This is a genomic window from Ruegeria sp. BF12 (genome assembly GCF_056538705.1).
On sequence record NZ_JBQFTP010000012.1, the window covers coordinates 114,454 to 136,346 of the forward strand.

The 21,893-nt window shown below is 57.2% G+C and carries 23 protein-coding genes; 6 read left to right on the forward strand and 17 right to left on the reverse strand.

The features are described from left to right. Positions 1 to 318 precede the first annotated feature (318 nt). A complete protein-coding gene (cueR, locus tag ACR0J0_RS17905) occupies positions 319 to 705 on the reverse strand; it encodes a Cu(I)-responsive transcriptional regulator (protein WP_152460772.1) in 387 nt (128 codons plus the stop codon). A 15-nt stretch (positions 706 to 720) separates the two neighbouring features. Then, complete coding sequence (locus ACR0J0_RS17910; protein ID WP_171676533.1) at positions 721 to 3,231, reverse strand: heavy metal translocating P-type ATPase; 2,511 nt, start codon at positions 3,229 to 3,231, stop codon at positions 721 to 723. A gap of 173 nt (positions 3,232 to 3,404) precedes the next feature. On the opposite strand from ACR0J0_RS17910, the gene ACR0J0_RS17915 reads away from it, so the two are divergent. Continuing rightward, on the forward strand, positions 3,405 to 3,602 hold the full coding sequence (locus tag ACR0J0_RS17915) for a heavy-metal-associated domain-containing protein (protein ID WP_152460774.1): 198 nt from the start codon (positions 3,405 to 3,407) through the stop codon (positions 3,600 to 3,602). Between the two features lie 36 nt (positions 3,603 to 3,638). Here the strand turns inward: ACR0J0_RS17915 and ACR0J0_RS17920 are convergent, their stop codons facing one another. From ACR0J0_RS17920 to ACR0J0_RS17955, 8 genes are all read right to left on the reverse strand, one after another. Continuing rightward, entirely contained in the window at positions 3,639 to 4,367 is a 729-nt protein-coding gene (locus ACR0J0_RS17920) for a DsbA family protein (protein ID WP_480634878.1), read from the reverse strand. 1 nt (position 4,368) lies between these two features. Beyond that, entirely contained in the window at positions 4,369 to 4,842 is a 474-nt protein-coding gene (locus ACR0J0_RS17925; RefSeq protein WP_171676532.1) for a c-type cytochrome, read from the reverse strand. Continuing rightward, the gene (locus ACR0J0_RS17930) at positions 4,842 to 6,212 is read right to left on the reverse strand and encodes a multicopper oxidase family protein (RefSeq protein ID WP_171676531.1); all 1,371 of its coding nucleotides are present in this window, start codon (positions 6,210 to 6,212) and stop codon (positions 4,842 to 4,844) included. The genes ACR0J0_RS17925 and ACR0J0_RS17930 overlap by 1 nt, the downstream gene beginning before the upstream one ends. Before the next feature lie 39 nt (positions 6,213 to 6,251). Continuing rightward, positions 6,252 to 7,151: a c-type cytochrome gene (locus ACR0J0_RS17935; RefSeq protein ID WP_171676530.1), complete on the reverse strand. Its 900-nt coding sequence runs from the start codon at positions 7,149 to 7,151 to the stop codon at positions 6,252 to 6,254. 9 nt (positions 7,152 to 7,160) lie between these two features. After that, complete coding sequence (locus ACR0J0_RS17940; RefSeq protein ID WP_171676529.1) at positions 7,161 to 7,730, reverse strand: c-type cytochrome; 570 nt, start codon at positions 7,728 to 7,730, stop codon at positions 7,161 to 7,163. Positions 7,731 to 7,790: 60 nt separating this feature from the next. After that, complete coding sequence (locus ACR0J0_RS17945) at positions 7,791 to 7,943, reverse strand: hypothetical protein (RefSeq protein ID WP_170746572.1); 153 nt, start codon at positions 7,941 to 7,943, stop codon at positions 7,791 to 7,793. A 183-nt stretch (positions 7,944 to 8,126) separates the two neighbouring features. Then, a complete protein-coding gene (locus ACR0J0_RS17950; protein ID WP_171676528.1) occupies positions 8,127 to 8,576 on the reverse strand; it encodes a c-type cytochrome in 450 nt (149 codons plus the stop codon). A 68-nt stretch (positions 8,577 to 8,644) separates the two neighbouring features. Beyond that, entirely contained in the window at positions 8,645 to 9,235 is a 591-nt protein-coding gene (locus tag ACR0J0_RS17955; protein WP_171676527.1) for a L,D-transpeptidase, read from the reverse strand. 348 nt (positions 9,236 to 9,583) lie between these two features. On the opposite strand from ACR0J0_RS17955, the gene ACR0J0_RS17960 reads away from it, so the two are divergent. Further along, complete coding sequence (locus ACR0J0_RS17960; protein WP_171676526.1) at positions 9,584 to 9,856, forward strand: hypothetical protein; 273 nt, start codon at positions 9,584 to 9,586, stop codon at positions 9,854 to 9,856. A 10-nt stretch (positions 9,857 to 9,866) separates the two neighbouring features. Here ACR0J0_RS17960 and ACR0J0_RS17965 read toward each other — a convergent pair whose 3' ends face one another. Beyond that, a complete protein-coding gene (locus ACR0J0_RS17965; protein ID WP_171676525.1) occupies positions 9,867 to 10,520 on the reverse strand; it encodes a L,D-transpeptidase in 654 nt (217 codons plus the stop codon). Positions 10,521 to 10,885: 365 nt separating this feature from the next. On the opposite strand from ACR0J0_RS17965, the gene ACR0J0_RS17970 reads away from it, so the two are divergent. Then, a complete protein-coding gene (locus tag ACR0J0_RS17970; protein ID WP_171676524.1) occupies positions 10,886 to 11,197 on the forward strand; it encodes a DUF2933 domain-containing protein in 312 nt (103 codons plus the stop codon). A 300-nt stretch (positions 11,198 to 11,497) separates the two neighbouring features. Further along, positions 11,498 to 13,624: a protein-disulfide reductase DsbD family protein gene (locus ACR0J0_RS17975; protein WP_253285959.1), complete on the forward strand. Its 2,127-nt coding sequence runs from the start codon at positions 11,498 to 11,500 to the stop codon at positions 13,622 to 13,624. 9 nt (positions 13,625 to 13,633) lie between these two features. Here the strand turns inward: ACR0J0_RS17975 and ACR0J0_RS17980 are convergent, their stop codons facing one another. From ACR0J0_RS17980 to ACR0J0_RS18000, 5 genes are all read right to left on the reverse strand, one after another. Continuing rightward, a complete protein-coding gene (locus ACR0J0_RS17980; protein ID WP_170417881.1) occupies positions 13,634 to 14,092 on the reverse strand; it encodes an ATPase in 459 nt (152 codons plus the stop codon). Positions 14,093 to 14,206: 114 nt separating this feature from the next. Further along, positions 14,207 to 15,355 (reverse strand): c-type cytochrome biogenesis protein CcmI, encoded by a 1,149-nt coding sequence (gene ccmI / locus ACR0J0_RS17985; RefSeq protein WP_170417878.1) that lies wholly within the window; start codon positions 15,353 to 15,355, stop codon positions 14,207 to 14,209. After that, positions 15,352 to 15,840, reverse strand: a complete 489-nt coding sequence (locus ACR0J0_RS17990) for a cytochrome c-type biogenesis protein (protein ID WP_170417876.1) — start codon at positions 15,838 to 15,840, stop codon at positions 15,352 to 15,354. The genes ccmI and ACR0J0_RS17990 overlap by 4 nt, the downstream gene beginning before the upstream one ends. Then, entirely contained in the window at positions 15,837 to 16,406 is a 570-nt protein-coding gene (locus ACR0J0_RS17995; RefSeq protein WP_170417873.1) for a DsbE family thiol:disulfide interchange protein, read from the reverse strand. The genes ACR0J0_RS17990 and ACR0J0_RS17995 overlap by 4 nt, the downstream gene beginning before the upstream one ends. A 4-nt stretch (positions 16,407 to 16,410) precedes the next feature. Then, positions 16,411 to 18,405, reverse strand: a complete 1,995-nt coding sequence (locus ACR0J0_RS18000) for a heme lyase CcmF/NrfE family subunit (protein ID WP_480665415.1) — start codon at positions 18,403 to 18,405, stop codon at positions 16,411 to 16,413. 236 nt (positions 18,406 to 18,641) lie between these two features. Between ACR0J0_RS18000 and ACR0J0_RS18005 the strand changes: the two genes are divergently transcribed. Further along, the gene (locus ACR0J0_RS18005; RefSeq protein ID WP_170417865.1) at positions 18,642 to 19,751 is read left to right on the forward strand and encodes a transporter; all 1,110 of its coding nucleotides are present in this window, start codon (positions 18,642 to 18,644) and stop codon (positions 19,749 to 19,751) included. A 4-nt stretch (positions 19,752 to 19,755) separates the two neighbouring features. Here the strand turns inward: ACR0J0_RS18005 and ACR0J0_RS18010 are convergent, their stop codons facing one another. Further along, a complete protein-coding gene (locus tag ACR0J0_RS18010; protein WP_050605729.1) occupies positions 19,756 to 20,421 on the reverse strand; it encodes a hypothetical protein in 666 nt (221 codons plus the stop codon). 230 nt (positions 20,422 to 20,651) lie between these two features. Here ACR0J0_RS18010 and ACR0J0_RS18015 point away from each other — a divergent pair, with 230 nt between their 5' ends. Next, complete coding sequence (locus ACR0J0_RS18015) at positions 20,652 to 21,707, forward strand: tyrosine-type recombinase/integrase (RefSeq protein ID WP_170417862.1); 1,056 nt, start codon at positions 20,652 to 20,654, stop codon at positions 21,705 to 21,707. The last annotated feature ends 186 nt before the right edge of the window (positions 21,708 to 21,893 follow it).

Below are 21,893 nucleotides of genomic sequence, written 5' to 3' on the forward strand. Positions count from 1 at the left end.
CGTGTTTGAAGTCTGATGACTTTGCAGCCATTGCAACGCCGTGAGGCTCAGAGGTGCTACTGTTTTTGACGTCAGTGCTCGCGACCACAACAGTGCCGACGAATGTCATCGCCAAGCAGACGCATGTCAGAAACGTCATTCGCAACACTGAGAAAAACTTCCACTCCATCCCGTGCAGTTAGGACGAACGTAACGTGTGTTCAAGCCAGTCGGAGAAAAAAACAGGTGAGTCGGTGCGCTGCATAGAAATGAAGCGGATTCCCGCGAATACACGTAACAAACTGCCAAAATCGGAGGCAGTTCATACGATGAGCGCATCTAAGTTTGGCCGAGGTTCTTCAGGATCGGGCAGTCAGGGCGGTGGTCGCCAGCACATTCGTCGATCAGATGAGACAATGTAGCATGCATGGCCTTCAGGTCCGCGATCTTGGCATCTATTTCTTTTAGGTTCTGTTTGGCGATATCCTTCACGTCCGCGCTTGCGCGCTCTTTGTCCTCGTACAACGCCAGTAGCGAGCGGCAATCTTCAATGGTAAAGCCCAATGAGCGGGCCCGCCCGATGAAGGCCAGTTTGTGCAATTCCTTTTCATCGAAATGGCGATACCCGTTCAGGCTGCGCCTGGGTTTGATGAATCCGATATCCTCGTAATAGCGGATGGTTTTGGCAGGCAGACCCGAACGTTCTGCTACATCTCCGATATTCACAGCGGTTCTCCTATTCTATTCAGCAGGCGCTGATCGCAGCGCCTGCTCTTCATTCTGCGAGATCTGTTCTCGCCCAACTTTGATCGACTTAACCCGGCGCAACCGCAGCGCGTTGGTCAGGACAAATACACTGGACAGCGCCATGGCACCTGCAGCCAGAACCGGCGACAGCAACGGGCCGCCAAACGGATAGAGCACCCCCGCTGCAACCGGTATGAGCAGCGTGTTGTAGCTGAAAGCCCAGAACAGGTTTTGGCGGATGTTACGCATGGTGCGCTGACTAATATCGAAAGCGTTGACCACGCCTGTCAGGTCACCTGACATCAAAACGACGTCAGCCGCCTCGATGGCGATGTCAGTGCCTGTCCCGATCGCAATTCCTACGTCAGCCGCCGCCAGAGCGGGGGCATCATTGATGCCATCACCCACAAAGGCCAGTTTTCCGCCATTTGAACGCAAATCCTGCAACGCGGATACTTTACCCTCGGGCAGAACCTCGGCCACGACATGATCGATGCCAAGCTGCGCCGCAATGGATTTGGCAGTAGCGGCATTGTCGCCAGTAATCATCGCTACTTTCAGCCCCAGTCCGTGCAAAGCTTCAATTGCGTCTGGCGTGGTGGTCTTGATTGGGTCCGCCACAGCGATTACGGCCGCGATAACCCCGTCTACGGCAGCATAAAGTGGAGTCTTTCCGTTGATTGCCAGTTCAGCGCCCCGATCAGACAGCGCGCCCATTTCAACCCCTTCGCGACTCATCAGGCGGTCAGCCCCGATCAAGATTGTATGGCCTTCGACTGAAGCGCTTACCCCGTAACCGGTGATCGACGTGAAGTCTTCTGGCTTCGAAAGCTCCAGACCACGGGTTTCAGCCGCGCGCACGATGGCCGTGGCGATCGGATGTTCGGATGTGACCTCAACGGCAGCCACAAGGCGCAGAACCTCATCCTCGGCCAATCCTTCGGCCACAATAAGGTCGGTCAGCTCCGGACGCCCTTCGGTCAAGGTCCCCGTCTTGTCCACTGCAACAACGGTGGTTTCCTGCAGCATTTGCAAGGCGTCGCCCTTTCGGAAAAGGACACCCATCTCGGCCGCGCGGCCGGTGCCGACCATGATTGAGGTGGGTGTGGCCAACCCCATGGCGCAGGGGCAAGCAATGATCAGTACCGCAACCCCGGCTACCAACGCCAAGCTGAGCGTGGGATCGGGTCCGAACAACATCCAAACCAGCACAGTCATTACGGCCACAGCGATCACTACAGGCACGAACCACAGCGTGATGCGGTCAACCAAGCCTTGAATCGGAAGCTTGGCACCCTGTGCTTGTTCGACCATTTGAATGATCTGGGCCAACATAGTGTCTGCGCCGATCTTTTCAGCCCGGTACGTCAATGCGCCCGTGCCATTGACTGTTCCGCCGACCACAGTTGCGCCCTCGGTCTTTTCGGCAGGAACCGGCTCGCCGGTGATCATGCTTTCATCAACATATGACGCGCCAGTCACTACGGCACCATCCACCGCGATTTTTTCGCCCGGTCGAACGTGCACAATATCCCCTACAACGATCTGCTCGATCGGTAGCTCAACAACCGATCCGTCGCGCTCAACTCGCGCTGTTTTTGCCTGCAGACCGACCAATTTTCGGATCGCTTCACCGGTTCGCCCCTTGGCGCGCGCCTCGAGGAACCGCCCCAGCAATATGAGAACCACGATCACCGCTGCGGCCTCGTAGTAGACGTTTGCGGTGCCGGCGGGAAGAACACCCGGCGCAAAGGTGGAAACAAGCGAGAACCCATAAGCCGCCGAAGTGCCCAGGGCCACCAGAGAGTTCATGTCCGGCGCGCCTTTGAACAAGGAAGGGAATCCCTTGGTGTAGAACTGCAAACCAGGGCCAAAAAGAACGATCGTGGTCAGAAGGAATTGCAGGTAATAGCTGTTCTGGATGCCGATCGTGCTCGCTATCAGGTGGTGCATGCCCGGAATAACATGCGAGCCCATTTCAAGGATAAAGACCGGCAAAGCGAGCAAGGCGGCAAAGCTTGTTCGCCGGGCCAATTGGCGAATCTCTTTGGCTTTGCGGTCTTGTGGTTCGGTCTGCGTCGCGGATCGCAGGCTCGCCGGATAGCCAGCAGATGCCGCAAGCGCCGCGATGGCTTCGGGTGTTGTGACTCCCTCAGCATAACGTACAGTTGCACTTTCGGTGGCCAGATTGACCGACGCGGACAAGACGCCATCATCTGCTTGCAATGCCCGTTCAACGCGCCCCACGCACGATGCGCAGGACATGTTCTGAATATCCAGCGTTACCTCTTCCGTCCGTGCCGGATATCCGGCGCTGTTTAACGCATCAGCAATGGCCGCTTTATCGGCTGGATCGCGGAAATCGACCTGAACGCTTTCGCTGGCGAGATTAACCGAAGCGGCATCTACCCCTGGCACATCTTTCAACGCGCGCTCGACGCGCCCTACGCAAGAAGCACAGCTCATACCCTGAACTTGAAACCTTGCACGTGAAATTTCAGTCATATTGTCACCACCAATGTTCTGCTGACGGGCAACATAAGGGTTCCAGCAAGTGGAAGGTCAAGGGATGGGGTTGACTTTCTTTTCCGCTAATTTTGGCGATCCAATTTTCACGACTTGACCTTCCTGTGCTGGAATACTTTAGCCGGGACAACGGAAAACAGGAGCAAACATCCATGACGACCCTAAATATCCCGGATATGAGCTGCGGGCACTGCAAGTCAGCTATCGAAAAAGCCGTTGCCACGGTGGATTCCTCCGCACAGTTGGACTTTGACATGGAAAACCGCAGGGTACGTGTCTTAAGCGCCAATCCACTTGATCATATCCTTGCTGCTCTGAAGTCCGAGGGATACGAAGCCACGGTCGCATGAGAAACTTAGGGGCGCACATTCAGTCGCCCCTTGGTTTTATCTTGCGTCTCTGACTGCCTCGATTAGCCGGGTCATTTCATCTTCGGCGATCAGCCCCGGGGCAAGAGCATCTCCAATCACAAACGAGGGGGTGCCACTGAAGCCAAGCTGTCGGGCCAATTCCATGGACACCTGAATATGTGCGTCGACTTCCGGCGCCTCCATATCTGCGCGCAATTGATCCTCGTCCAGGCCGAGTTCACGGACAACTTTCAGGACACTGGCCTCAGTGGCACGACCGTCCAGAGCCATAAGCGCCCAATGAAATTCTTCATATTTTCCCTGATTGCGTGAGGCAAGCGCGGCGCGTGCCGCGAAGTCGGAACCTTCTCCGAGTATGGGCCATTCTCGATAGACAACTCGTACATCGGAATCGCCTGCGATTACGTTCTTCACAACCGGGGCAGCGCGTTTGCAATACGGGCAGTTGTAGTCAAAAAACTCGACCACGGTTACATCGCCTTTCGGGTTTCCGATGACAGGCGCATTCGGATCCTGTTCCAGCAATTCACGCTGATTTTCCAAGACGCTTCCAATTGCTTCGGCTTTTGCCTGATTCTCGCGCTGTTGAAGCAGTTGAATCGCCTGCATGATGATCTCAGGGTTTTCCAAAATGGCTTCCAGAGCCAGCCGTTTCACATCGGAGTCAGACAGTTCGTCGGCGCGTGCCATAGGAACGCCAATCGACATGGCGATGGCGATTAAGCCTGCAAGTATTCGTTTCACATCAGTTTCCTTCCGTTTGTTCTGCCTCGGTGCGCTGCTCTTGCAGCTTGCGTTCCCGATCCGGCCAACTCTCCTTGATGAAGGCAAGGATGTCCCAGATTTCCTGATCCGACAGAGTGTCCTCGAAACCTGGCATACCGCTTTTGACATCAGAGACGCCCATCTGTTTTAGTGTTTGGTCCCCGCCAAGCTTTGTATAATCGAACAACAGCTTGTCGCCGTGATGCCAGGTGTGCCCTGTTCGGTCATGCGGGGGAGCCCGCAAGACGCCATCTGGATCAGGTGTCTGCCAATCTGGTTGACCCTCCAAATCTGCCCCGTGGCATGACGCGCAGTTTTCGGCATACAAAACTGCACCACGTGCCGAATCCGCCGATGAACTGTTCTGCGCACGCCCACCCAAGCCCCAGCCAGCGACCGCGACAATGATCACCACAGCAGCCAGTGACAGCCAATTCGCCGCGCTCTTGTTCATCACGCCACGCTCAGCCAGGTCTTCATACCAGCGGCCTGATGCGACAGCATGTGGCAATGAAACAGCCAGTCCCCCGGGTTATCCGCAACGAACGCAATCTCCCGCGTTTCCATCCGGTCAACCAGGATTGTGTCCCGCAGCGGCCCCAGGCTGCCGTTCGGCAGAACTTCCTGAAAGTGCGTCCCGTGCAAGTGCATGGCGTGCGCAAAGACAGTGTCGTTCTGCATCTGAATACGGACTATGTCGCCACGCGAAACGGAAGCGAGCGGGTCTTCGGGTAACCCTGCGACTCCGTTGAATGTCCAGATCTGTCCTTCCTGAACCAACTCATTAGCGCTCATGACTTGGCCGTTGTAAGTACCTTGACGCAGTCCGCCCATCGCCCCGCCTTCCATCACCAATGGAACCTTTAAGGCGTCAGAAACATCTTCAAGAAAAGAAACAGGGTTGGGTGGCAGAGCTTCAATCTCACCGCGGCTGGCAGATGTACCGCTTCCCGAAACCGGGATCTCAGCGATAACAAATGATTCATCGCGTTCGTGAAGAGTTATTTGAACGGCTTCGTTCGATTCCGCTGTGACGTCGACGATCAAGTCTGCTCGCTGTGCAGGTCCGAAAACAAGTGTTTCGAAATCTTCTGGCTGCCTTACAGGCATGCCATCATAAGCGACCAGTTTCCCGTTTGCGCCACCTACTGACACATACATGATCCGATCAGTTGCCACGTTGACCATTCGAATTCGCAATCGCTGGTTCGTCAAAACTTCGGTCATTGGCGATATGCGCGCGTGAACGTAGTTTCCCATCCGACCTGCATGGGTCCAATCATGCATTGCACCAAAATCATCAACTATTTGAGCGTCCTTAGACAACCGCCAGTCATCCAGAAGGATCGTGATGTCATGGTCCGTGTCCGGCGGGTCCGTTTCGTCGACGATGAACGCGCCGTAAAGGCCCCTGGCCACTTGTTCCGTTGACTGGTTGTGAGAGTGATACCAGAAGGTCCCCGCGTCCTTCAGAGGCAAGTCATACTGAAATTCGCCGCCGGTTGGTACAGCCTCCTGCGTAAGGCCCGGCACCCCGTCCATATTGTTTGGAACCCGCAATCCGTGCCAATGGATTGCTGTAGGCTGAGGTAGCGAGTTCAGGAGTGTCCGGCGAACCGTTTCGCCTTGCCGGGCACGAATTTCAGGGCCCGGAACACCGCCATCATATCCCCATATCTCGGTCTCCGGATAGTTGTCGGGGGCAACACGTGCCAACCCTGAACGCGCCTCGATTATTCGGGGGGCGGTAGCCGCCCTCCCGATAGTCGGCATTGCGATTAGTGCCGACGTGCCTGCAACGAATTGCCTGCGATTGAGCTTCATGAGGACTTCCCTCCAAAGAAAATTTGATCTCTCACTCGATTACCCCCCGTCGTGCACATCTAGCAGATAAGTCGCCATTGCCTTCCGGTCTTCGTCTGTCAGAAAGCTGGTGCTATAGTTTACGACCTCTCCCATGGCGCCGCCGAAGACATCGCCATCAGGCATGACGCCGGTGCGCAACGCGTAGGCCAAATCATCTACCGTCCAACCACGCTTTTGCAGGGTCTCAAAGTCGATGGCCGGTGCCTTGTCACCGCCCGGCAGGGAGTCACTTCCTTTGAAGTGTTCCGTGTCCGAATTTCTTGCGCCAGCCAGGTTCCTCCCGGTGTGGCAGGCCGCACAATGCGTGGCACCTTCGACCAGTAGCCGACCCCGGTTCCACACTTCGTCATTGCCCGGCACGGGATCAGTGCGGGGTGGTTCCAGAAAAGCCGCGCGCCACAGCTTCAGGCCCCATCTCTGATTGAAGGGGAACGCCATTTCCTGCTCTTTTGACGGTTCCGCTACCGGTGGAACCGTTTGCCAGGCTGCCCAGAGATCGGCGATTTCCTGATCCGTGAAGTTGGCATAGAACGGATAAGGAAAGGCTGGGTAATAGGGTTCACCATCAGGCGACACGCCCTGACGCACCGCGCGGGCAAAATCCTCGATTGTCCAGTCACCGATCCCGTGGTCAGGATCTGTGGTCAGGTTCGGTGAATAGAGCGTGCCGAACGGGGTATCCAACTCCACCCCACCGGCCAAGGGCGCGCCCCCTTTGGCAAAATCTGTGTGGCAAGCGATACAGCCACTTGCCCTTGCCAGATACGCCCCGCGGTTAACGTCACCCTGAATGTCGAGAGCTTGTAAGGGCTGGCCAATCGGCCAAGCCATCACGGCAACAAGTCCCGCTGACGCCGTTAGGGCGGCAGCAAGGCCCAATCGGAATATCGGTCTCATGACGCATTCCTATTCCGACCGAAATTGCGTGTGACATGCCGAGCATGTCTGGCTCAGCATCATGAACACACCATCTGCCGGCATTTCAGAAAGTTGTGCCTGGTTTGAACTGCCGCCCATCATTCCGGCACCCATCATAGAACCGCCACCCATCATGGATGCGCCGCCCATCATGCCCGAACCATGGCCCGACCCGGACATCATCAACCCGTTGTCCGCCGCAAGCGCAAGGCCTTCAGAGTAGGTTTCCAACTGTCTGGCTAACTCTGCAAATGAACCCCAATCCTGCCAGATCTCCGATTTGGCCTCCGAGGGTTTGCCATCAGATCCCTCTGGAAACAGCTTTGTCATGCTCTCGCCAGCGTGACGCCCGATTTTCTTGGCCTCGCTTCGTACCGTTTGCGCATTGTAGGGCGTTTTCCCCTGCATCATCGGCGTAAGGATCTTCATGCTGTCCTTCATCGCGGACATACCATCCATGCGTTCTTTGACGATGCCGGTTGCGCCACCATGCGCCAGGGCGGCGGCTGCGAACAGAGAAATCAGGGCAACGCCTGTGGTCATTTTTAGAATGTTCATTGTTTTGTCCTTGTCGTCTGCTTCGACGCGCCCAGGTTGAGCGCAATTCGACTGGTCAGATCAGGACACGCGGCGGTGGTGGGTCAAACGCCGCGATACCGAGAACCCGGTATTGGGCTCGAGGGATCGAGTATCTTTGTTCAGTATCTTGGGGGCCAGGCGGTGGTGGACCCATCGAAAATAGACCAACAGCGTTGCAAATCGTTCCGCCATGACAATGTCCGGGATGACCCTGCTTGACATGCTCAACGTCCGCGGAGTCCGTTTGGTCAATCACGTGCTGTGAACCATTGCCATGTGCATGAGCAGAATCGGCCGTCACAAGCAGCCCGCCAATGGTCAGCACCATTGACAGTATGATGTAACGAATTGCACTGCCCATTCGGCTCGTCACCTTCAGAAAATCCCGTTTTCCTGCTGCAGCTCTCTGATATACGCAACGATGCCCTTCACATCCGCACGGGTCAAGCCATCGACCGGCGGCATATTGCCGAACTTCCAATGGTGTGCCCGAACTCCATTCTGGACTGCCACATAAAATGACTCGTCCGAATGGTGGCCTGGCTCATAGATTTTATGCACCAAAGGTGGTGCAAGGCCTTCCAGACCTGTTGCATTCGCGCCATGGCACGCCGAGCATTTGGCGTCGAATGCCACTTTGCCGACGGCCGCAAATTCGCTCAGTTGCTCTGGCAGGTTGACGTTTTCGATTGGGTCTCCTTGCTCCAGTGCTGACGTATCGGGCGGCGTCATCGAGTGACCTGTTGGTTGCTGATTTAAGTTGTAGACGAACGCGGCGGCGCCTGCGATCACTACTCCGCCTATCAAGAGTGTAAGTTTATCCATCTCTGTTCTTCACATGATTGTCAGTTTCTGACTTTTGGGCCCGCTCAGAAAAATCGCATTGACCAAGGTCAGATCAGTTTTACCTGCGTGCCTACAGCCGCCAGCTCGAACAATTCCGCAATCTGATCGTTGTATAAGCCGATGCAGCCATTGGAGGATTTTCTTCCGATCTTGCGTGTGTCGTTAGTGCCGTGGATCCGGTAGTATTGCCAGCTCAAATAAAGTGCATGTGTCCCCAGAGGATTCTCCGGACCCGGGCCCACATAGTCGGGCCAAGCAGGGTTGCGCTTTTTCATTGCTGGTGTCGGTCGCCAAGATGGCCCCTCAACCTTGCGAGTTACTGTGGTGTAGCCCAGCCTTGTAAGGTCTTCCGTCAGCGGCACGCTGGTTGGATACATCCGATAGACGCTCTCGTCTTCTGACCAATATTGCAGGACCTTGGACTGTGTATCGGACAGGATCACACCATTCTTAAGCGTATCAAAGTGATCCTGCCATTTAGCAACGCGGAATGAGGAAACATTCCGGCGCGTCCCCTCAGTTGTCGTTGATTGGGCCCAAACCGCCGGTGCTGGAAAAAGGGTTGTCGCAGCAAACGCGGCAATCACTCCGCGTCGCGTAACAGCCTTTCTATCACTGTTCGTTTTCATGCCTGCCATCCCAAAGTTTATTCTTTTTCCGACTCAAATAACTCGTATGCCCGGTTCCTGCGCTGGAAGGTCAACAGGCAAATGACATTTCATATGGGATGCCTCGTCTGAATTGTCGTTGCCGTTGTCGCAGGGATATTTCCTTAAAAGGCGGACCCAAATCATCAAGTCATTGTGGAAAAGCAATTTTCTTGGACGTAATTCCAGGATGCTATAAGCAAAACCTGACTTTTTTGAATCAGCCGAGCACAAAAAAGCAACGCTAACAATTGCTTAGTTCTTGGTGAATTGATGTGATCACCCGTCGATGCGAGGGTATCAGGTACTACAAATGACAAACACAGTGGACTAAACACCATGTGCTTCAAGAAAGCTTTCCAAGCACTGGCCGCACTTATGCTCGTCAGCGCCTGCACCGAAACAACGTCGATATCTGCAGAAAGCGAGCCCGGAACGCTTTCCCGAGTTCCTGACGCCGTTGCCCAGATTGCTGCTCCGGGCCAGGACCTGAACGCCGTTAAAATCATGCCTGAGGACGGTTGCTATTGGTATCGCTACGTGGGGCCGGTTGAAACAACCTACCTGCCACTCAGGACTATTGAAGGGCGCCCAATCTGTACGCGCGCCTGACAAGCGCCTATCAGCTGGTCGCGGTCAGAAGGCGCTCGGGAGGGTAGAGATGAGCCGTGGACCCTGGCCTGACACGATCATAAAGCCCGATGATATGTGGCATCGCCATCCTTACGCAGCCAGAACTTGCGCGACCTCCGATAGATCTTGGATAAGGCGTTCCGTGAATTCGCAGGTATGTGTCGCGACCACCTTCGAATAGATAAAACGCCCTTGATCCCAATGGGTTTGTCGGCCCACCGGGCACACCATCTGCGAATTGCGCATATTCATCAGGGTCGCGCTCAATCATTTCGGCTGTAGGAGTCCAACGCGGCCATTTGGCCTTTCGCTTGATTGTGTAGACACCGGGCTCGTAAAGATTGCCTCGGGCAATGGCTACGCCGTAACGCATTGCTGTGCCACCGTCTTCGATGAAATACAGATATCGTGCCACCGCGTCGACATGAATGTCACCCGGAATAAGTGGTCGATTGGTTTGCACACGCTGAGGCAGGAAACGTGGGTGTAACCCCCAGGGATTGGATGTTGCGGGATCAAAATTGGCTGGCGTTACTTGCGCATCCCACTCCGACCATTGCGAGGCAGCCGCCGACGTCACTCCAAGAACCGGCTGAGAGAAAATGGCAAGCGAACTTGCAACAAAATGTCGTCTGGTCAGCATTTATAGCGCTCCTGTTGCCTGGAGTTAGTACTCAGGGGATTAGACAATCCGCGACGGGGGAAGATTTGTCCATTTAATTGTTCGTTCGATACCGCCACGATCCACCCGCGAGTTTTCAAGGCATAAAGTGACCTAGGCAGCTTCGTGTTTAACCTGAACCTTCACCAAGCCTCGGGTCGACAATGCCTGCTGTGTCATATCCCCTGAAATCTTCCAGGTTCGGACCGCGTCTATGTATCGAGTAGCGCCCTGGGAATTGCAGAACTGGTTTGACAGCTTCAAATTCGCTTCCCGCCAAATCAGCTTGACCTTCCATCGTGGGAAGGCGTTAGCAGAGGTCTCCAATCCGAAATTTGGAGTTGAATGTGAAAGAAAAACAGATTGCAGACGCGCCGCAGGTGTCAGCACCGGTTAGCGGCGGCAAGATCCTGAAATGGGGCATGATGGTATGTTGCATTGCCATGATAACGCCGATCGTTCTCTACTTCATCGCCGGCGGGACGGCTGGCGGGCTTTCTGACTCCTTGGGTCTTTTCGCACCGTTGATCCTGTGCCTCGGAGCCCATTTCTTTATGCACAAGGCGATGGGAAAATCCTGTCATTCGAACAAATCTGAATCGGAAGGACCAAAGGCAACAGACGCCGCGGTCGGACCGAACGCAGTACACCGGCAATAATCTTCAATCATGAAGCTTTGGTGCTCAAGGTTGGCCGCCATGTCGCTGGCCGCTCTTTCGCTGGCGGCTTGCGCACCACGCCCTAAACTATGCCCGTTGCAACCGCCGCAGCCTGAATACGCACTGCCCCAAGGTTGCCGGGTTCAGTGGGAGGGCGCGAATGGCGGGGCCTATTTCATCTGCGAAGACGGGCGCGAAGGTTTCGTGAGCTGATCGTGGGGATGTGACATTCCGGCTCGTTGACCCTCCAGCGCTGGAATCTGGCAGAAACGGGTGCAAAACAACCGATGGCAACGCGCAATGGCAAGAACACTCCTAAATTTATGTATTATGATCTTGGGGTTAATCTTTGGCCAGACTTCCGCCGGGACAAGCCTTGCAGCTACATCCCAAGCGTATGAATCAGAGCCCCTGGTCGCACACATAATTACCGCGCAGGACGGGATCGCGCCTGACGTCAAGACGATCACTGCAGGACTGCATCTGAAACTGGGCGAAGATTGGAAAACCTACTGGAAGTCGCCTGGTGAGGTGGGAATTCCGCCCAAGATCACTTGGAACGGCTCGCAAAACGTCAGCGACGTACAGTTTCACTGGCCCGCGCCGATCCGTTTTCGCGCCTTCGGGATCGAGAATTTCGGGTACAAGGACGAAGTGGTCTTTCCGCTGACCGTCACACTCGAGAACCCCGGAGCGCCAGTTGACTTGAAGGCCGCTGTGACAACGCTGATCTGTTCCGATATCTGTGTGCCGGTCGAGTTTTCGCTGGACTTGTCGCTGACTCAGGGAACGGGTCGGGATCAGGACTCGGCCCGGCTTATAAATGCCTTTCTGTCGCGGGTGCCAACCACGGGAAACACAAGCGGAATGAAGTCCGACGCCGCGACCCTGGATACCGAGTCCGAGATGCTGACGCTGAATTTCACCAGCGACCTGCCCTTTGATGCGCCTGATGTCTTTCCCGACATGGGACGTGACACCGCGTTTGGTGCACCCGACATCCGGCTCGCTGGCGACAGGCGTCAGCTATGGGTGCAGTTCCCGGTCCTCGCTCTGGCACAGGACCCCCCCGCCTTGTCCGTCACGGTTACCGACACCAACCGCGTGGCCGAGTTTTCGCCCCGTACCGACGCTCCCCCTACCCCGCCACCATATGAGATCGCGGCCGCCGAAACTTCAGCCAGCGCGCTGGTCTGGATCATTTTGCTGGCGGTGGGCGGCGGGTTGATTCTGAATGTCATGCCCTGCGTACTGCCAGTGCTTTCGATCAAGCTTTCCTCGGCGGTAAAGGCTCGCGACCGCTCTGCGGCTCAGATTCGCGCCGGGTTCCTGGCTTCGGCAGCCGGAATCCTGACATTCATGTGGCTGTTGGCGGCTATCACCATTGCGGCGCGGTCGCTGGGCTATTCCGTCGGCTGGGGCATCCAGTTCCAGAATCCGCTTTTCCTTGCGGTGATGATCGTGGTGCTGGCGGTTTTTGCAACCAGCCTCGCGGGCTTGTTCGAGATCACGCTGCCGCAGTCGCTGAACACCCGGCTTGCCCATGTCGAAAAGGGCCGCGTGTCGCTGGTCGGGGATTTCCTGACCGGAGCCTTCTCAGCAGTTCTGGCGACGCCCTGCTCGGCCCCCTTCCTCGGCACGGCGGTGGCCTTTGCCCTGACCGGCCGACCGGTGGATATCGTGGCGATCTTCACCGCAATGGGGGTCGGGCTGGCCATTCCTTACCTGCTGGTTGCAGTGCACCCGAAACTTACCGCCGCTCTGCCTAAACCGGGGCGTTGGATGGTGGGATTAAAATGGGCCCTGTCGGCGGCACTGCTGACCACGATCGGCTGGTTGGTCTGGGTGATGGTCGGGGTGGCCGGAGACACTGCTGCAACTGCTACCGTGCTGGCTGCAACTGTTCTGGTCCTGTTGATCTGGAAAAGTACGATGATGCCACCCGTTTTGCGCTGGACAGCCCTGTTGCTGACGCTGACCGCAGCGTTTGCCGCACCGGTTGCGATTGCCGGCAAAGACCGGTCCAGGCTGCTTGAACCAGCCGGAGAGATCCCTTGGATTACCTTCAGCCGCCCCGAAATCGCCCGCCTTGTGTCGCGCGGCGAGGTGGTTTTCGTCGATGTCACAGCCGACTGGTGTCTGACCTGCAAGGCCAACAAAGCGCTGGTGCTGGAACGCGGCGAGGTTCTGGCAACACTGCAATCGGACAAAGCAATTCCGATGCAGGCCGACTGGACCCGCCCCGACGATGTGATCGCCCGTTTCCTTGAGGACAATGGACGGTTCGGGATCCCCTTCAACATCGTCTACGGCCCGTCGGCCCCCGAAGGCATCGCCCTGCCAGAGATCTTGACCACGAACGCCATTCTCGACGCGATGGAACAGGCCGCGCCGATTGCGGGCGGAGCCGTGGAAAGCGGATCCTGACCCCGGAGTTCACATATCCCGGACGCGGTTGCTCTGCTGCGCTAAACGCATGGTCTCGTGCTCTTCCATATCCAGTATCGCCTGAAAGAGTTCGCGTGCCTCGGGTATCTCGGCACGCCCGTGCAAATACCGATATAAGTCGATCACCTGATTGTGAAGATCGAAGACCGCTTCGCAGATCTCATCGACGCTCATCTGTGCGAACGGCCTGTCGCAGGCGCGATGTGGGTCGATCGGCTCATTGCCCAAATAGTCATATACCCAGGTGTTGAGCGCTTTGGGATCGGCTCGTTTCACGAAACCATCGACGATTTTCTCCAGAGCAGCCTCATGATCGGCGAGGTAGGTAAGCAACATCCTGGCCAGCTCCTGCTCTGACTGTGTCGAACAGTGGGCCAAACATTCGGCGAGCCAATGATGCATTTCCCGCGTCCAGACAATTAGATCAGAAAACGTTTCAACTTTCATGGTCTCAACCTCCTAAAGATCGGCATGCGATAGCCTAAACCGGAATTTTCCAGATGGCTCACTGGGCATCAGCGCGAAGTCGGCGCCGGCCCGATCCACGCCGGGCTGCGGGAATCAACCCCCCAGTTCCAGCAATGCCCGGTCGATTGCCACCTTGCGCGGATCCCCCTGCGGCAGGTCATCCGCCAGATCCCTTGCCCTGCCATAGGCGTTCCGGGCGCCGTCGGTCTCGCCCAGCACCGAATAGGCGTTGCCCAGCCGCATCCAGCCGTCCAGATCGCCTGGGTTTTCCTGCATCCGGCTCGCAAGCCGTTCGACCATCGAGCGGATGAAGGCCTGCCGGTCTTCGTCTGACATCTCCTCGGCCGCCGCCACCTGATCGGCAGTTGGGCCGGGCATGGAAGGGGCAAAAGCCGCCAGATTCACCGGAGCCCGTCCGATCGACGGGGCGATGCGGTTAAGCTGGGCCACAAAACTCTCCATCCATGGCCGGAACTCCTCTTCGGCGTCCATCCGCGTCTTCAGTAGGTCATAGGCCTTATCAGGCGATCCAGCCTGCTCCAGACCAATGGCTTTGTAGAATGTCGCTGCTGGGTTCGATGGGTCCAGTTCCAAGGCTCGTTCAAACGCCCGATCGGCCTTGGGCGTAACGACACCGTCATCGGCATAGACCAACGCCTCGCCATATTGCGACACCAGCGCTGAATTCGCATTGGGTCGGTCCAGCAACCCCTCGAACGCGTCTGCGGCATCTCCAAAGCGTCCCATACGCATATAGGTCTGAGCCAACAACACCCATCCCTCGGTTGGCCCGCCGGTTTCATCCGCCTCAAGCCGCGACTTCAGGCGCACGGCAAGGTCGGCGATTTCACGGGCTTCGGCCTGCTCCCCCTCGCGTTGGGCAAATGGCTGGCTGGGGATGTAGGGACTACCCAGTTGCCAATAAAGACCGGCTCCGAGCGCTGGAACTACCAGCGCGGCAAGTAAAATCAGCGCACGCCCGGAATGGCCCATTATCGCTTTGTCGTCCGATTGCCGGTCAATCGCCTTCAGGCGACGTTCTATCTCGGCTCTGGCGGCCTTGGCCTCTTCGGCTGAGATAATTCCTCGTTCCAGGTCCTTCTCCACTTCGCCGATCTGGTCGGAAAAGATGGCAGAGGCGCTTTCGCGTCTCGACAAGTCCGAGGTCTTGCGCCCCAGGCCGGAGAGGGCGAGCGTCAGAAACACCGCCACGGCCATGAATGAAAAGATAATCCAGATCATGCGTGCGGCTCCGTGAGTGAATGGTTTTCGGGATTCCGTTCTTCGCTCGCGCCGCGTTCCGTCTCTTGTTTTCGCGACTTCCGATATCGGCGCGCATTTTGGGTCAATACCGCTGCAGTCGCGATACCACCCAGCCCCAGGATGACGATAGGCGCAACCCACAGAATGTAAGTTGATGGCTTCCATGGCGGGTTGAACAGAACATAGTCGCCATAACGCGCAACCAGAAAGTCCATAACCTGCTGGTCCGTGTCGCCTGCCACCAGCCGTTCGCGCACAAGCAGACGAAGGTCGCGCGCCACGCCAGCGTTAGAACTGTCGATGTCTTGGTTCTGGCACACCACGCATCGCACCTGTTTCGAAATCGCCCGGGCCCGCTCTTCCAATACCGGATCTGCAAGTATCTCGTCGGGCTCAACCGCGAATGCCGGCTGCGACACCAGCATCGCCAGAGTGACCGCGGTAATTACAATGCGACGTATCATGACGCCTCTCCTCCGGCCGCCCGCGCCTGATCCAGCGCGGTGCGCATCTTTGAAATTGCCTCGTCGCCCAGCACCGGGCCGACAAAACGGAATACGACCTTGCCCGCGCCATCAATCACAAAGGTCTCCGGCACGCCGGAAATCCCCCATTCGATCCCGGCTCGGCCGTCCAGGTCGGAACCGATGCGCTCATAAGGGTTGCCCAGATCGTCGAGCCATTTCCGCGCGTCCTGCGGCTTGTCTTTGTAGTTAATGCCCATCAGGCGAATGCCCTCATCGCGTACCATACGCGTCAGCACCGCATGTTCGGCCCGGCAGGGCACGCACCAGGACGCAAACACGTTGACCACGATCGGAGCTGACCCGTCATTTTCCACCAGATCGGTACTGGACAGCCCGTGGGTATCCAGCCCTTCGACCGGCGGCAAGTCGAACTCAGGCACCGGCTGCGAGATCAAAACAGACGGGATTTCGTTTGGATCGCGATCGGGATTCAGTCCCCATAGCAGGAAGGCACCCAGGATGCCGGCAATCGTAATTGGGAACAGTGCAAATAGACGTTTCATTGCCCTACTCCGCCGCCACCGCAACGGAGCTCTGCCCAGTCCGTTTTCGTGGTGCACCGACGCGTAGACGCCGATCGGAGAGTGACAAGACACCACCAAATGCTAACAATCCTGAACCTATCCAGATCCAGACCACCAATGGCTCATACAAGATACGCAGGGTCCATTTGCTCTGTTCTGATTCCGCCGCCGGTTCCGATATTGAGGCGTAAAGGTCCCCTGCCAACGTCGTTCGAATTGCTGACTCGGTCGTACTGGTACCCGCCACGAGATAGGCCCTGCGCTCGGGTTGAAGCGTGGTGACATAAGCGCCATCGCGAAATACCGTCAGTGTGGCCGCGCGAGACAGATAGTTCGGACCGCGAAGCTGTTCCACACCGTCAAAACGCACGTCGAACCCTGCTATCTCAATCTGTGTTCCGGGCTCGGCAAAAGTCACGACCTCGGATTTCCAAGCGCTGGACCCGATAAAGCCGATCATACAGACAGCCAACCCCGCATGGGCCACGACCATGCCGTAATGAGAACGCGGTAGGCTGCGGGCCCGACGCAGGGACTCGACCAACGGTGCCTCACCCAGCTTAATTCGGCTGGCCCACTCTGTCAGCACAGCGCCCAGCAACCAAACCGCAAGGCCGATCGACACTACCGCCAAGGCTGGGCCGCCGGTATCCAGATACCACACAAGCAACGCTACGAGCAGGCTAACCCCGGCCACCCATTTGAGCCGGGACAGAACACCGCGCAAATCCGCCCGCTTCCATGACAACAGCGGCCCAATCCCCATTACAACGACTAGAACCAGCATGATCGGCACGAAACTGGCGTTGTAATAAGGTGGTCCAACCGAAATCTTTTCACCTGTCACAGCCTCAAGCAAAAGCGGATAAAGCGTACCGAATAGAACCGTCGCCGTTGCGGTGGCCAGCAGCAGGTTGTTAATAAGCAAACCGGCCTCGCGGCTGATCGGGGCAAAAAGACCGCCGCCCTCCATCTCCGGTGCGCGTATGGCAAACAGCGTCAATGAACCACCGATCGCGACAGCCAACAGCGCCAAGATGTAAATGCCGCGTTCGGGATCGACCGAAAACGCATGGACCGATGTAAGCAAGCCTGAGCGGACAATGAATGTCCCCAACAAGGACAACGAGAAGGTCAAAACGGCCAGTAGGATCGTCCAACTTTTGAAGCTGCCGCGCTTTTCGGTCACAATGGCCGAATGGAACAGCGCTGTGCCAGCAAGCCAGGGCATAAACGAGACATTCTCGACCGGATCCCAGAACCACCAGCCGCCCCAACCCAGTTCGTAATAGGCCCACCAGCTGCCCAGAACGATACCAAGTGTCAGAAACACCCAGGCCGCCAATGTCCAGGGTCGGACCCACCGCGCCCATGCCGGATCGACCCGCCCCTCAATCAGGGCAGCCACGGCGAAAGAAAATACGATAGAGAAGCCGACGTAACCCAGGTATAGGAACGGCGGGTGCATAGCCAGGCCGACATCCTGCAACAGCGGATTTAAATCCTGACCATCCAGCGGTGCCGGAAACACCCGGTCAAACGGGTTCGAGGTGAACAGCATGAATGACAGGAACCCCGCGCTGATCCAGGCCTGCACTGCCAGAGTGCGCGCCTTGAGTTTCAGTGGGATGTTCCGAGCCAACAGAGACACACCCAGCCCGAAAATCACCAATATCAGAATCCACAACAGCAGCGACCCTTCGTGGCTACCCCAGGTCGCAGCCACCTTGAAAAGCATCGGTTTCAGCGAATGAGAATTGCTGGCCACATTTAGCACAGTGAAATCGCTGACCACGAAGGACCACATCAGAGCGGCGAAGGCGATAGCAACCAGCGCTGTCAGTAGGACCGAGGTCGCAGATGCCGATCGCATCCACATGACATTGTTCCGTGCTGCTCCAATCAAGGGAAATACGCTTTGCACCAAGGACACGGCCAGGGCAAGCGCCAGGGCGAACTGCCCGATTTCCGGTATCATTCCAATCCCTCCGGATTTCCGGTTTTGCGGCCTTGTCCGACAATCCAGCGCTGGAGGGTCAAGCGCATTATTGCCGCACCCCCTTCGGCTGATGCATGCTTGACGAGCGCAAATCTGGCCGGCGGCCTTGACCTTCCAGCGCTGGAGACCCCCACCATTTCGACTTCACCGATGGACGTACCGAACACTTTGTTTTCAGGGCAGGGACTCAGGAAACAAACGAACACGAGGGCATCATGACACGGAGCAACAGCAAGATTACGTGCGTCTGGCAACGCCTCCAGGCTGTAATACTGGCTGGGGGGCTGAGCCTTGGGTCAACTGCCATGGCCCAACCGGAAACCCGTCCGGCTGACAACGTGGCGATGAACCCGCAAGCCTCCAGCAACATGTCAGGTATGGGAAGCATGTCCAGGATGATGCGCCCCGACGCGGTGCCGCCAACGGGTGTCGTTGGCGGTATGCATCCACCCGAGGGTGTTTTGATGCCTGTGTTCTCTTACATGAACATGGAGATGGACGGAAATCGTACCGGAACGCAGTCGCTGTCTACCTCGAACGTTCTGTCGCAGTATCCGATCGCGCCGCTCAGCATGAGCATGAACATGGCGATGGTCGGCCTGATGTACGGTGTGACCGACGAGATCTCGGTGATGGCGATGCTGCCCTATACCCGCAAGACGATGAAGCACCAGACCCGCATGGGCCAGACCTTTAAGACCAGGGCACAGGGGTTTGGCGATCTGAAGATCATCGGCGGATATGATATCTACAAATCCGACGGGCAGGTGCTGGAACTATCTCTTGGCCTCAGTCTGCCGACTGGCTCGATAGACGAGACCGACACCACGCCAGCTGGGCCGGACCAGCTGCTGCCCTACCCCATGCAACTGGGTTCAGGCACCTACGACCTGCTGCCGGGCGTCACCTATACGGGCCAGAACGCGGATTGGTCTTGGGGCGCCCAGCTGGCCGCCGTGATCCGGATGGGTGAGAATGATGCCGGTTACACCTTGGGTGACGTCTATTCAGCAACAGTTTGGGGTGCACGGCGCTGGAATGACCAGTTCAGCTCCTCGTTGCGGGTGGTCGGCGACATCGTGGAAAACATTGACGGGTCGGATGCGCGCCTGAACCCAGGCATGGTGCCCACCGCTGATCCGACCCTGCGCGGCGGCCAGTTTCTGAGTATCGGAATCGGAGTGAATTACCTTGTGCCGGGGTCGGGCGTTTTGGCGGGCACGCGCCTGGGTATCGAGGGCGTGATCCCTGTGTATCAAGATCTGGATGGGCCCCAGCTTGAACGCGATTACGCAGTCTCCTTCGCGATACGCAGGGCGTTCTGACCCTTCAGCCCCAAACCGACTGTAAACGGACAATCAGCGCCGCCGCGGTGGTCAGAACGACCACTGACACCGCCATCAGTAGCAGGGCCAATGTCACAGGTCCGCCGCGCCCAGGTACGCGACGTGCCAGTTGGGCTGCAAATCCAGTACCGTGGGCGATCTGGCTCTGAACGACGGATAGGTATAGCGGCAGCGCTCCGACCAGCGTGGCGTACAGGTAAACGCCTGAGATGTTCTCGAAGTAGGCGGAGCGTACCAGCGTCGGACCGACTACCCGCAACGCCACTACGGGATCACCGCCGAAAGACCCGAACCAGTCTGCCGAAAGCGCGTAGATCAGCGCGTGCAGCGCGATGAACAGGACGGCCCGTAGCAGCAGGTCAATTAGCAGATACCGGGCCGGGATGGCCCCCCTGCCCCGCGCCCTTACCCCAACGGCGAAAAGAAAAAAGCTGAGATAATTTAAAAGGAAAACGACCGGCAACCCATTCGTCACCACCTGACGCAAAAACCGAACAAACGCGGGACCACTGTTCAGGAGGTGCGTCGCAAAGCCCGGCGTGCGCAAAACGAAGATGGCCAACAGCGGAAACAACGCAAGGCAACTGACGATCAGCGTGTTTCTGGCAAACTTCCAGAAAGGCAATTCAGTGGCAAAATATCTGTTCATTTCATTTAGTTTGCCAACGGTTCCAGCGCAATGTCGATGCCAATTGGTTTACAGACCTGCGACAGAACCTCCGATTTTATTATTCCGCAAGCCCTCTACCTACTTTACGCGCAAAATCTGTTACTTTTGCTCGTTACTTTTGTTGCGCTATCAGTTTCAAGTTACACTCGATAAGTATCCCTTATCAAGTATAATTGATTTTGCGGGAAAATGGGCGCAGAGTGGGCCGTATGAGCACCCCTGAGCCCTATCTCCCCGCCCCCTCCCCTGCCCTGTCGCAGTCTGACCAGGACGCCCTGACCGATCTCTATGTCCGCGGCACACCCGCCAACACGCTCAGGGCCTATGAGCGCGATTTGCTCTATGTAACGGCCTGGAAGGCAGCACGGTTCGGAGTGCCGTTGGACTGGCCCGAGAGCGAGGCCACAGCGCTGGCCTTCATTCTCGATCACGCCCGCGATCTGGGAGATGCCGCGCCCGAGGATGTCGCGCGTCAGAGTGCCGAGATGTTGATCGCGCAAGGGCTACGCAAGTCCCTCGCCTGCCCGGCCCCTTCTACGCTGGACCGGCGCATCGCCTCCTGGCTGGCCTTTCATCGAATGAAGAACCTGACCAGCCCTTTTGATGCGCCGCAGGTGAAGCAGGCCCGTGCCAAGGCGCGCCGCGCCGCCGCCCGGCCCCCTGCCCCAAAATCGCAGCAACCGATTACCCGCGATGTGCTCGAGCAGTTGCTGTCCACTTGTCGGGGGTCCCGGCGGGATTGCCGCGACCGCGCCATCTTGATGCTGGGTTGGGCTTCGGGTGGTAGACGGCGCTCGGAGATCACCGGGTTGATGTTTGAAGACGTCTCGCTGAAGGAGTTCGACGAGAAAAGCCTGGTTTGGATTTCACTGCTGGAGACCAAGACGACAACCAAAGGTGAAACGCCGCGGCTGGTGTTGAAAGGCCGCGCAGCCCAAGCGCTGGCCCATTGGATCGAGGTGGGTGAGATTCAGGACGGCCCCTTGTTCCGGCCTGTTTCAAAAGCCGATCGGGTGTTAACCCGCCGCCTCAGCCCGGATGCCATCGCGCAGATCGTCAAGCGTCGGGCGAAACTGGCGGGCCTGCCGGACGGGTTCGCTTCCCCCCATGGGCTGCGCTCGGGCTTCCTGACCCAGGCCGCGCTGGACGGCGCCCCGATCCAGGCCGCGATGCGCCTCTCCCTGCATCGCTCCATGGCCCAGGCGCAGAAATACTACGACGATGTGGACATCGCGGATAACCCGGCGACTGATCTACTGGGGTGAGTAGTTACTGACTATTTAATAATCCCCGCTTGAGGGAAACTCCGGCTGCTGTGCCTATGTCTTGTTTCCTGTCGCATCTGTTAACGTGGCCAGCGCGGAAACATGTCGCGGCAGATCGCAACGGGAATGCAGGATATCAACAATGATCACCGCGTCCGGCTGATCCAGATAAACCAGGAAATGCTC